Origin of the sequence: Nostoc sp. (assembly GCF_036919595.1) — a bacterium.
Taxonomy (GTDB): domain Bacteria; phylum Cyanobacteriota; class Cyanobacteriia; order Cyanobacteriales; family Nostocaceae; genus Nostoc.
This window is the reverse complement of the sequence record NZ_JBALCO010000187.1, coordinates 1-12,575: the sequence shown is the minus strand read 5'-3', so window position 1 is coordinate 12,575 and position 12,575 is coordinate 1. Positions and strand designations below refer to the sequence as shown.

The following is a 12,575-nucleotide window of genomic DNA, read 5'->3' as shown; positions in this document are numbered from 1 at the left end:
GGCAACCCCTTTTCTTCCCCCTTAAAATGATTATCATTCTTGAAAAACCTGTCTCTTGTTTTTCTTGGAATAATTTATTCTTTGGAAGTCCCTTATTCCTTTGTGTCCTACCCTGCGGGAAGCCACAACTCTTAGAGACGCTTCTCTACGAGAGGCTCCGCCAACGCGAACGTGTCTATGCGTCCTTTGCGGTTCGTTCCTCATGTAGTTTGGCGCATCTTCATACAGAATTGGTATCACGGTTCTACCGTTGTAATTACCGCCTCTGTTGCGCTCGCCCTAACTCCCTATTTATCCGCTGTTTTATTCCTCAATCAACTCAAAATCAATCCGTTCATAAATATCACGCAAGGCAATTTGAAAATCGATAGAATCTAGGACTAAAACTGCCTCTTCACCTTCATATTCCTTAAAAATCCATTGTCCTTCTGCTTGCTTGGCAAATTGTTCCACAGCAAAACTATACTGGTCAATCATAATATATTCCTGAAAACCAGGAATTGAGCGATAATATTTAAATTTATCTGTTTTGTCATAATTTTTAGTTGAATTTGATAAGACTTCAACAATTAACAAGGGATTAATAATAGTTGTTGTACCTGTTCCCTCATAAATAGGCTTACCTTTGATGACTATAACATCAGGATAAGTATAAAGGCGATAACGAGGTATTGATAATTTCACATCGCCTATATAGATCTCATAAGCTTGACCTTGCACTGTCAGGGGAAATTTTTTATAAAAATTACCTGCAATTTTATTGTGGTTGGTTGTTCCCCCTGTCACAGGTATAATTTCTCCGTCTTTGTATTCATTTTTATATTCAGCCTTATCTTCAAATTCCAAATATTCTTCTGGGGTGTAGTAACGCTTTTCTATTTGTAAAACCATATTAATTAACCTCACAAAATGGGGAAATGAGTATGTTAAGCTAGTTGGCATTCAATTGCAACATAGTCTCTATTCCCCTTTTTTTTGATTTTCCTATGCCACTTAATGACTAACTCATCCTGATTCAATAGCTTATCTAGTAAATACTTCAACTCATCTACTGATTGAAATAGACAATGAGCAATGTATTCCTTACATAAATCCCAGACTAATTCGATGATGTTGTAATCAGGACTATATGCAGGTACAAATTCTAATACAAAATTAGGAATGCTTCTATCAATACCTGCTACTGAGAAACCACTACTGGCAATTACTGTTCTAGTTTTTCATTTTACCAATATTACGTTTTAGAATGCGGATTGGTATCACTCTATAAGTTCGCCCATATTAAAGTCTATTCTTATCCAACCTTTAAGTCTTCGTAAATTGTCGAGAATCAGTAAGGGAATCTGCCAATGATGTACTATCAGGAAGGGTAAGGGATCACCCACCTCAAAAATTGCTTCTTTCCCCCGCTTGATGTTTTTTACCCAGATTTGCAGTTGCTTAAACGATCTAATCTCATTCAGCCGCCAAACTTCGTGGTACAGCCAATAAGTTGGCTTACTATCACCAAGAGGCTGCAAAGATTCAGCCAGAGGCTCTTTACCAAGATAGGCATCCGCTACTCCTAAATGATTGTAAAACATAGTAATGGCGGAGTGAGTCCGGGGGTTACACTCAATCGCGTAAACAGTTCCGTCTTCTGCTTGGATGAAGTCAAAGGAAAGTTGCCCGGTTTTTCCCAATTCTTTGGTAAAATGACTTGCCCATTGCATAATTTCTAGCTGATCTACGTTTTCGTAGTTGACTTGAAAGGCGGATGACTCACAGCAGCAATACATTCTTGATTCTCCATCTCGCGCGGTAGTGTGAGTGCAGTATTCCTTTCCAGGAATGAATTCCTGCATAATCCAGGGATTCTCCTCACTGATGGGCAGACTCTTGACAAATGCTGCTGTTTCTGCTTGTGTATCGCAAGGTAGCTTGGTGAGATTCAAGCGACGTATTTGATCGTAGGGGATGCTTTTAAGAATGTATTTGCACTTCTCCTGAGAAAAGTCAAAGTTGATGACTTGTTCGGGATCGGTAATTTTGAAGGATTTGGGGACAGATAAACCGAACGAGCGCGCTGTTTCGGCAAAGGCAAACTTGTCATCCAGGAGCTTTGTGACATCAGCATCGAAGTGGAAAAACTCTACACAATCTGGTAATGGTGGCTTGCCGTGATCATAGTGGATGACAGAAAAAATGGCTACCGGGATAAAAAAGTCGATCTTTTCTTTTTTGGCGATCGCGTGTAGGGTTTCAATGTAGCCTTCTAAATCTTTGCTTGGATCAGGAACGGTATAAAAGCCTGCAACAGAGTTGGAATATTTATTACCACTTGACCAGAATTTTTCAATGTCAATTATAATAACCCGATGCCCTGCTGCATGAAATGAACGCGCTAGCTGAAGAGTTTTAGTCATTCTAGCGCCAGCAATCAAGATATTTTTGGAATTGGGGTTAACAACAGTTGACTTACTGAATGGTTGCTTAAGAAAGTTCCACAGTAGCGATGTTAAGACGACGATGCAGTTTAAGGGAAATGCGATCGCTAGCAATACAAGAGTGCCCAAGTTTTGGAACACAACAAAAATATGCTTTCTCATAATTATAATTGTTACATAATAGTGGAATCATTCGCTGGTGGATCAAAAAAGGTTAAGGAGACAAGGAGATACGAGCCTGCCCTTGTTTCCATGCTTTCCTCCACTCGCATATATGATCGTCAACCCGTCTCGAATTGACACCGAACACTTACACGGAACTGGGAATCATCTTTGACGATGCGATTGCAACAAGCGATCGCCTCTCCATTTTTGGATCACTCCTCTGAGCGCAAGTCAACTTGCCCTTGAAGCAATGTGTTGTTTACACAGATGAATCCAATAAAAGCCAACCAATTGTCGTTGGCAAGTGTCACCAGATGAATTGGCATAGTCAAAACCAATAAGTAGGCTGACTATTACTTAGCGGTTGTAAAGGTTTTATATTTTACGTCTTCTCCAAACTGGATGAGTTTACCGATGCAAAAATCAATCCTCACCCAAGTTCTTAAGGAGCGCAAACTATCGAGTAATAGTAAAGGAATGTACCAATGATGTACCATTAAGAACGGTAGTGGATCGTTAACTTCAAATATTGCATCTTTTCCTCGCCAAATATTTTTAAACCACTTTTGTAACTGCTTTAACGATCTAATTTCATTAAGTCTCCAAAGTTCGTGATAAAGCCAATAAGTAGGCTTACTATCACTTAGAGGTTGCAGAGGTTCAGCCAGAGGCTCTTGATTAAGATAGGCATCCGCTAAACCGGGATGGTTGTAATACATTGTAATTGCAGAGTGAGCGCGAGCGTTGCACTCGATCGCATAAATTGTTCCATCTTCCGCCTGAATGAAGTCAAAAGAAATTTGTCCAGTTAGTTGTAATTCTTTAACAAAATGACTCACCCACTCTTGAATTTCTGGGTGATCAACGTTTTCGTAATTGACTTGAAAAGCAGATGATTTGCAGCAGCAATGTACCGTTAATTTCCCATTTCTCACTGTACTGTGAGTACAGTATTCTGTTCCGGGAATAAACTCTTGCAATATCCAAGGGTTATCTTTACTAATTGGCTTACTTTTAAGATGAAGCGCCATTTTTTCGTAAGACTCCATTGGTAGCTTGGTTAGATCCAAGCGTAAAACAGAGTCATAGACAATACTTTTAAGAATATATTTGTGCTTTTCGTTGGCAAAATCGAATTTAAGAACTTGTTCCGAATCTGTAATTAGGAAGGTTTTGGGGACAGATAGCGAGAGTGAGGCTGCTTTTTCTGCAAAGGTAAACTTGTTATCGAGCATCTTCATTGTATCAGCATCGAAGTGGAAATTCTCGCAATAGCCTGATAACACTGGCTTGCGCTCAGAGTCAAAGTAGCTGGCTGCAAAAATGCCTACCGGGACAAAAAAGTCTATGTTTTCTTTTTTGGCGATCGCTCGCACGGCTTGAGTATAGCCTTCTAAGTCTTCTTGCGAGTCAGGAACTGTGTAAAAGCCAGCCACAGCGTTGGAAAATCGATAACCACTGAACCAGTATTGATCGAGATCAAATAAAATGACTCGATGCCCAGCAGCGTGAAATGATCGCGCCAACTGAAGGGTTTTGGTCATTCTACCACCACCGATCAAGATATTTTTCGGATTCTCGTTCCAAACCACTTGCTTGCTGAACAGTCGGCTGAAAAAATTCCACAGCAACGATGCTAGTACGAGGGTGCAGTTAAAGGGAAATGCGATCGCCAATAATGCAAGAGTGCCCAAGTTTTGGAATATTGCAAAAATCTGCTCTCTCATAGTTGTAATTGTGACAAGTTAGTGATTAAGTGGCATCGCTAGATAAAAATAAAGGAAATAAGCAATATGTTGCATTAAATACTTATTAGCTTCTTCCAAGTTAGAAGAAAGCTAAAAAGGTTATTTTTTGCACATCAGTTGATGTTCAATGCTTGATTGATCATCGTCATAAATAACTCATTTAAAGGAATTCCCGCTCTATTCGCCGTACAGGAAATCACCGCTTTGTGGTCAAAAATACAAAACAATCCGGCTTCTAAGAACCAAGGTTGTCCCTGTGGGTCGATGCGGAAGTCAAATAAACTATAATGGCGACAGCCCAAAGCCAAATGACACTTTTTAACTTCTTGCTGAACCTTTTGGGTGATCGGGTCATTAATATCTACAATCCAACCTGGGACATAATTTTTAGCAGTTGAAGCCAAGTCGCCCTCGATGGGTGTTTTGAATTTGTCAGTATAGCTGCGGATGGGTCTGTTTTGGGGGTCTATTTGATACTCTTCAAGAGGTAAACCGATTAGCTCCCCATCTTTGACAATGGCACCGCATCTGACTTCTCGGCCGGCTTCAATGAATGTTTCTACGATCACCTCATCTGCAAATTCAAATGCTTTCTTCAAGGCAGCGTCATACTCACTCTTTTCTTTGACTAAGGACACCCCTAAAGAGTTATCAGCATTTGCGGGTTTGATGACTGCTGGAGGTGTAATTGTCGGAACGTCTCCTTGGCGGAGCAGTTCTCCAGAAGGCACTTTCACCCCTGCTGCTGCGACAATTGCTTTGGTTCTAGCTTTGTGAGCCGTTAATGCCATAACATCCGCAGTATTGCCTATGTAAGGGATCTTAAGCAGGTCGAATAGTGCCCGGTACTCAGTCATTCCAGGGAGACAAAACATTTGTGGCAACATAACGTCAATGTTTTGCGCTGTTATAAACTGTATGGCATCTAACAGAGAAATCGGTTTGGCGACAGCAATATCTTCAATACTGAGAGAGGAAGGAAATCGCCACTGACCATCAGGTGTGATGTATGCAATCAGAAAGTCATAGAGCGATGAATCTGCTGTAGCGATTATACAGCTTTGGGCGTAATTACGTGACAATTCACAGTAAAAATCATTGTATGCAGACCCAGCTAAATGAAGGATACGAAGTATTGGCATGATTCGTCTTCTAGTTACTGTTATATTTTATATAACAACTGCGATTGTAAAAAATAACTTGATGTGAGAAGATTTTGAGAATAGAATCGGAAACTCTAAAAACAAGAGTAATATGTAGATTGTATTGCTATTTTACTATATAAATATACTTTGAAACTTAATAATCCTCAGTCGTTACGGAGTTTGGACTAATCAGGAGTGCGAAACTGCTAAACAAATTAGATATAAAACTTTGTTAATAATCAATAGTTACATGTGCTAACTATTGATTATTAACAAAGTTCAGGAAGTATGGAATTTAGTCAAAGAATTTGCGTAGACGTTCTTTGCGCGTCTCGAAGAGTTGCCCGTTGTAGACATCGCCTTTCCATTGGTGGGTAATTTTAGACTGGTTTCAACGGTAAAGAAAATCTCTTGCATTGTTGGTGGTTCCGTCAAACGGCTCAAAAAACCCGAAACCCTGGCAAGCAAAGGCAGATCAGGCTTTATTTACCGATTTTTGGGTAAGCAGGCGAAGAATTTCTGTACTTATCTTGAGCGACATCGTTTGACAATTGTCAACTACTGTTACGGTACAAGCTGACTAAAGATAGCAAAATAAATATTTTTGTTGTAAAAAGACGATTGCAGACAATGTAACAATAGCGATCGCAAATACTTTTAGCCATACCCACCAGTGAACGCCCCTACCAATATCTCTGCACAAACTCAGAATCGCAAAGCCGATCACATTCGGATCTGTTTAGAGGAGGATGTTCAGTGTGATCAAATTACCAATGGACTAGAACGCTATCGCTTCACCCATTCTTGCTTACCCGAACTAAACCCCGACGATATTGATATCAGTACAACTTTTCTAAGGAAACACCTTGGCGCACCCTTATTAATTTCTTCCATGACTGGGGGAACAGAACAAGCCGCAATCATTAACCAACGTTTGGCCGAAGTCGCGCAATACTACAAAATTGCAATGGGTGTTGGTTCCCAACGGGTAGCGGTGGAAAAACCCCAGGTGGCTGATACTTTTGCTGTCCGCAAGTATGCCCCCGATGTTCTGCTATTTGCAAACTTGGGCGCTGTGCAACTTAACTACAAGTACGGCTTAGATGAATGTTTGCGGGTAGTTGATATCCTAGAGGCTGATGCCCTGATTTTACACATTAACCCTCTACAAGAGTGCATTCAACCCAAAGGTGATACTAATTTCCGGGGTTTGCTTGACAAAATATCTAAATTATGTAATAAGATGCCAGTACCAGTGATTGCGAAGGAAGTTGGTAACGGCATTTCAGCAGCGATCGCCGAGAAACTGATCGCCGCTGGGGTAGCAGCAATTGATGTGGCGGGTGCGGGGGGCACTTCTTGGGCAAAAGTAGAAAGTGAACGGGCAGAAAATCCTTTGCAACGTCGCTTAGGGAGGACTTTTGCCGATTGGGGTTTACCGACGGCAGAGTGCATTACAACTATTAGAGCGATCGCTCCAGATGTGCCCTTAATTGCTTCGGGAGGTTTGCGTCATGGATTGGATGTTGCAGCAGCGATCGCCTTGGGAGCAGATATAGCTGGTTTAGCAATGCCTTTTTTGGAAGCAGCAGCAACATCAGAAACAGCAGTAGCGGAACTCGCTGAAGTATTAATAGCCGAAATCACCATAGTCTTATTTTGCACTGGCAACGCCACCTTGTATCAGTTAAAGCACTCTGACAGTTTACAGCGCATAGAATAAATTAAGTAGGTCATTGGGCATTGGGCATGGGGCATTAGTCTTTTGTCATTTGTCATTAGTCCTTTGTCCTCTATTGGTTATAACCAGTGACCAATGACCAATTCCCAATGACGCCAGTCACCTCAAATTGGGAAACTCCCTTGGCGCTAGCCTCTCACGAATGGGAGAAGACTAGACTGCTGACGTTCCTACGTCACTACCGCTTGGCATCGATGAGTAGCTAACGCTAAAACCGCAGCGCTGGTTCCCCAATGCCCAATGCCCAATGCCCAATGCCCAATGCCCAATGCCCAATAACTAATAACTAATAACTAATGCGTAATTTTATCAAACAAACTTTTGCTAGTTTAGTTGGCACCTTACTAGGACTAATTATTTTCGGTGGTCTAGGAACCACTGGACTGTTCTTGCTAATAATGGCTGCTACCTCCTCTAAAGATAGTGGACCATATGTGAAAGATAAGTCAGTGCTGGTTTTTGACTTGTCGATGAAAATTACTGATAGCGAACCTAGTTCAGGCGAACTGTTTCAAAACACAATATCAGGTGTGGATGACGAAAGGATATCACTCCGCAAAGTTGTGGAAACTTTGGAAAAGGCGCGGCGCGATCCGCGAATTGTCGGGATCTATTTGGATGCAACTAGCACAAGCCAAGTTAGTAACGTCGGCTATGCCTCCCTTAAAGAAATTCGGAAAGCGTTGGAGGAGTTTCGCGCTGCTGGCAAAAAGATTGTGGCCTATGGCAGTGATTGGAGTAAAAAGGAATATTACGTTAGTTCAGTGGCAGATTCCATTGTACTTAATCCTCTGGGAATGATGGAAGTCAACGGTTTGAGTTCACAATCGATGTTTTTAGCAGGAGGATTGCAGAAATATGGCATTGGTGTTCAAGTTGTGCGGGTGGGGAAATTTAAAGGAGCTGTTGAACCGTTTATCCTCACAAAATTGAGTCCAGAAAACCGGGAACAAACTCAGAAATTATTGGATGATGTTTGGGGAGAGTGGCGCACTGCTGTGGGCGCAAGTCGGAAAATTGAACCTAATCAGTTACAAGCGATCGCAGATAATCAGGCGCTACTGGAAGCCACACAAGCCAAAACTAGCGGTTTAGTTGATCGAGTAGCATACCCCGATGAAGTTGTGACTGACCTCAAAAAGTTGACAGATAGCGATAAAGACGACAAAACATTCCGACAAATTAGCTTGAATAGCTACGCAGAAGTTTCCGGCAAATCTTTCGGCGTAGAACGGAACTCAAAAAATCAAATTGCCGTTGTTTATGCTGAGGGCGAGATTGTCGATGGTAAAGGTGATGATGGGCAAATAGGAGGTGATCGCTTTGCCAAAATCTTCAACAAACTCCGACAAGATAAGGATGTGAAGGCTGTTGTATTACGGATTAATAGTCCTGGTGGTAGTGCTACCGCAGCTGAAGTGATGCAGCGAGAAGTGAAATTAACTCGTGAGGCGAAACCAGTTGTAGTCTCAATGGGTGATGTCGCCGCCTCTGGTGGTTATTGGATTGCTAGCGACTCTAACCGCATTTTTGCCGAACCAAATACCATTACAGGCTCAATAGGTGTATTTGGGTTGCTATTCAATGGGCAAAAGCTGGCGAATGATAATGGCATCACCTGGGATTCAGTGAAAACTGCACGCTATGCTGATAGTCAAACAGTTTCGCGTCCGAAATCGCCCCAAGAGTTGGCACTTTATCAGCGCAGTGTTAACCACATTTATGATATGTTTCTCAATAAAGTTTCTCAAGGTCGGAAACTGCCAGAACAAAAAGTAGCAGAAATTGCCCAAGGAAGAGTTTGGTCGGGTGTGGCGGCCAAAGAAATTGGTTTGGTAGATGAAATTGGCGGTTTGAAGACTGCGATCGCATATGCTGCCAAGCAGGCGAAACTAGGAGAAGACTGGGAAGTGCAAGAGTTTCCTCGCACTAACAACTTCGGAGAACGGTTTTTTGGGCGTGCAACTGAAGAGGCGCGGACTGCTTTAGGAATTGAGGGGGCGCAACTCAAACCATCTAATTCCCTTACCGCTGAATTCCAGAAACTGCAACAGGAAGTAGAGATTCTACAAAAGATGAACGATCCACAGGGGGTTTACGCCCGCTTGCCTTTCAACTTGAAAATTGAGTAGATACTTTTCTTTTTTGAGCATCAGTAAGAAGCAACTCACCGACTACGGCGAGGCGCATGGGTTGGCCTCGCCAACGTCGTAATCAAACTCATGATATTTGTGGGTTAATGTGAATTCGACAAACATCTCCATTGAACTTTCGTTCAAGTCTGTCCCTTTAGAAGTCCGAGAGGAACGGTTTTGCGTAGTAAAACCTCTTAGAGGTTTCAATATTTATGCTAATTAGGCAGTTACTACATGATCCGTCAAACTCACGCTGGGTTAGGTGATATCCAGCAGCCAAACCGCATCCAATATCTCATAAATACTACTGAACCATCAAGACAATAAATGTTACTAATATATACATAAATATTGTCAGGATGCTGAATATGTCAAATTTACCGCTTCAGTGCCAAAATTTGAAAGAGCAGGTTGAATCTATATTACAACTTTTACAGCAAGAACCAACGTTACGTTCCCAAGATATTACACCTGTACAAACTTCCTTAAGTAAGGCGATTTCTCCAAAGTTTGAGATTGTGTTTGCAGGTGCATTTAGTGCTGGTAAATCAATGCTAATCAATGCACTGTTGGAGAGAGAATTACTGTACAGTGCAGAGGGACACGCTACAGGTACAGAATGCAGAATCGAGTATGCAGAAGTAGAGCAAGAACGTGTTGTTTTGACGTTTTTAAGTGAAGTAGAGATTCGGGAACAAGCAGTTTATTTGTGTCAGCAGCTAGGATTTAAGACAGTAACTAATATTAACCAAGCTGAGGTAATTAACTTGCTACGTCAAGGTTCTGAAACTATTATTCAGCAGGAAGGTGGTGAAAGTAAATCAGAACGTGCAAAACAGGCGAGGGCGTTAATGTTATTGCTAGAGGGATATATAGCAAACCGCGATCGCATCAACACGGTGAATAATGCTACATATTCAATGGAGCAATTTCACTTTTCTAACCTCAAAGAAGCTGCTGGATATGCGCGTCGTGGTAGTAATAGTGCCGTATTGAAACGGATAGAATATTACTGTAATCATCCTTTACTAGAAGATGGTAATGTAATTATTGACACGCCGGGTATAGATGCACCAGTGGAGAAAGATGCACAACTAACTTATGCCAAAATTCAACATCCTGATACTTCGGCGGTGGTGTGTGTGCTAAAACCTGCTTCGGCGGGTGACATGACAAAAGAAGAAACAGAACTTTTGGAATTAATGCGGGAGAATGGGGGAGTACGCGATCGCGTTTTCTATATCTTCAACCGCATCGATGAAACTTGGTATAATACCCAACTACGGCAGCGATTAGATGATTTAATTAATGAGCAATTTCGCAATCCAAGCAAGATTTATAAAACGAGTGGATTATTAGGATTTTACGGCAGTCAGATTAAACAGACAAGCCAACGAGATAGATTTGGTTTAGATTCTGTTTTCGCAGAAGGTATTAAAGGTTTAAATGGTAAAGAAGAAACACCACAATTTGTCTATGCGTTTAACAACTACTGTGTAAATTCAGGAAAGCTGTCTTCTAGTAAATTCCGTGTCTCTGTTAACGGCTTTGAAACCCCAAATCAAAATTATGTGCGGATTCTGGTAGATTGGGGAAATGAACTGATAGAAAAGCTAATTCAAGATAGCGGAACTGAGGAATTTCGCACAGCTATAACTCGCTATCTTACAGAAGAAAAGCGTCCACAATTATTTAAAAATCTTGCTGATGATTTGGAAGATGTTTGTATTAAACTGAAGAAACATTATCAAAGTGTACAACGTGATTTAGATAGTCAGCCCCAAGAAATTGAAACGATGAAGGCGCAAGAGTTGCAACGTCTAAATCAGCAATTACAGCAAGTTGGTAGAGAATTTGTTGAGCATATCACACAAGAAATTAACCAAATAATTAATAATTTTTGTGATGCTTTTGAAGCAGATTTTAAGCAATTGCAATCACGAATGATTCGCCGTTTGGATGAATTGCTAGATACTTTTTCTGTAGCTTCTGCTTATCGACGTGCAACCATCAGTCATCCTCGCAACGCTACTGCACCTTTAATTGCTATTTTAGTAGAGGCATTTTATTACTTAGCAAATCAATTAGAAGATATTTTGGTTGAATCTTCTCAACAATTAGCCGCCAATTTTTTCCAACGGTTGATTGAAAAGGTTCGCAAGTCAGAATATTATCGCCAGTTATATCGCTTGTTAGATAATGATGGTGGAATTGAACTAGAGATCAGAATTTTAGAAAAACTAGTTACTCAAGCACTGTTGAGTGCAGCTAGCGTAGAGTGCGATCGCTTCGTGCGAGAAAGTCCGAGATTTTATGATGAAGGCACTTTTTCCATATATCAATTTCGCCAGACTTTATTACAAACTTCTCAAGGTTACGATGCTGAAAGTATCGTAGAAGCAGAACCAGCAATTAGGCAATTATTGAAGTTAGATTTTGAACCAAAAGTTTCTCAAACTATTCGGAAATCTTTCCGTCAAACCATCAACCAAACACTCAAAACTCAATTGTTACCAATGGCAGATCAGCAAGCAGATGCAATTTTGCAGCAATATCCACAGGCGCGTGCTTATTTAGAGAAAACACTGCAACAAGAAGCTGAAGAAAAAATTGCGAATAATCGACGATTATTGAGTGTTCTTGAAGAAAATATTGCCGAATATAATTCAGCAGCTTCTTGCATCAATAGTTGTTTAAATGCGATGCAATTATATGACCATCTTTTGCCTGTAATTGGTGATTTATTTGACAGTGATGGTAAGTTTGCTGATAATGGATTTGTGATTTCCGATGTGTTACAAAAGATTTAATTTTAGGTATTACAATACTATTTGATTTGTGAAAATTCGCGGTATTCAGATCCCCGACTTCTTTAAAAAGTCGGGGATCTAACTTTTTGATGAATGATTTAGGCTTGCTATAACCCTCTTTCAATAAACCGAATTTACTCTTGGTTGGGTTTGAGTCTCTAGCAAAATTCGTCACTATTCCTAATCCCCAGTCTCCAACTCAATGGTTATCCTTATCAAGCGTCGGCAATTTCTCACAACCTGTGGACTGGCTACCCTAGCCACCCAAATATCACCACTTACCGCCCAAGGTAAGCTATCCCCAAACACCATCTGACTTTTCCCGTTAAGTCTTGAAAGGCTTACTAGTAAAGGATTTAAGAAACAGCACAGCAAATACGGTAAAGTAATTGCAATCGAGTGCTA

The 12,575-nt window shown here is 40.9% G+C and carries 8 protein-coding genes and 2 pseudogenes; 5 read left to right on the top strand and 5 right to left on the bottom strand.

The features are described 5' to 3' along the window. Window positions 1-303: 303 nt before the first annotated feature. From V7K21_RS29120 to V7K21_RS29100, 5 genes and pseudogenes are all read right to left on the bottom strand, one after another. The gene (locus V7K21_RS29120) at window positions 304-891 is read right to left on the bottom strand and encodes a Uma2 family endonuclease (protein ID WP_335179377.1); all 588 of its coding nucleotides are present in this window, start codon (window positions 889-891) and stop codon (window positions 304-306) included. Window positions 892-926: 35 nt separating this feature from the next. Next, window positions 927-1,175 (bottom strand): annotated as a pseudogene (locus tag V7K21_RS29115) (transposase); the annotation flags it as partial. Window positions 1,176-1,259: 84 nt separating this feature from the next. Further along, window positions 1,260-2,588 carry an ATP-grasp enzyme gene (locus V7K21_RS29110; RefSeq protein ID WP_335179375.1) on the bottom strand — a complete coding sequence of 443 codons (1,329 nt, stop codon included), beginning with the start codon at window positions 2,586-2,588 and terminating at the stop codon, window positions 1,260-1,262. A 356-nt stretch (window positions 2,589-2,944) separates the two neighbouring features. Continuing rightward, on the bottom strand, window positions 2,945-4,318 hold the full coding sequence (locus tag V7K21_RS29105; RefSeq protein WP_335179373.1) for an ATP-grasp domain-containing protein: 1,374 nt from the start codon (window positions 4,316-4,318) through the stop codon (window positions 2,945-2,947). Window positions 4,319-4,452: 134 nt separating this feature from the next. After that, window positions 4,453-5,481, bottom strand: coding sequence for a D-alanine--D-alanine ligase family protein (locus tag V7K21_RS29100; protein WP_335179371.1), 1,029 nt, complete (start codon window positions 5,479-5,481; stop codon window positions 4,453-4,455). Window positions 5,482-5,824: 343 nt separating this feature from the next. Between V7K21_RS29100 and V7K21_RS29095 the strand changes: the two genes are divergently transcribed. From V7K21_RS29095 to V7K21_RS29075, 5 genes and pseudogenes are all read left to right on the top strand, one after another. Then, window positions 5,825-6,064: a hypothetical protein gene (locus V7K21_RS29095; RefSeq protein ID WP_335179369.1), complete on the top strand. Its 240-nt coding sequence runs from the start codon at window positions 5,825-5,827 to the stop codon at window positions 6,062-6,064. Between the two features lie 93 nt (window positions 6,065-6,157). Further along, complete coding sequence (fni, locus tag V7K21_RS29090) at window positions 6,158-7,207, top strand: type 2 isopentenyl-diphosphate Delta-isomerase (protein ID WP_335179367.1); 1,050 nt, start codon at window positions 6,158-6,160, stop codon at window positions 7,205-7,207. Window positions 7,208-7,521: 314 nt separating this feature from the next. Then, complete coding sequence (gene sppA / locus V7K21_RS29085) at window positions 7,522-9,357, top strand: signal peptide peptidase SppA (RefSeq protein ID WP_335179365.1); 1,836 nt, start codon at window positions 7,522-7,524, stop codon at window positions 9,355-9,357. A 371-nt stretch (window positions 9,358-9,728) separates the two neighbouring features. Further along, window positions 9,729-12,170, top strand: coding sequence for a dynamin-like GTPase family protein (locus tag V7K21_RS29080; protein WP_335179363.1), 2,442 nt, complete (start codon window positions 9,729-9,731; stop codon window positions 12,168-12,170). Window positions 12,171-12,372: 202 nt separating this feature from the next. Continuing rightward, a pseudogene (locus V7K21_RS29075) lies at window positions 12,373-12,483 on the top strand (LD-carboxypeptidase); the annotation flags it as partial. Between the last annotated feature and the right edge of the window lie 92 nt (window positions 12,484-12,575).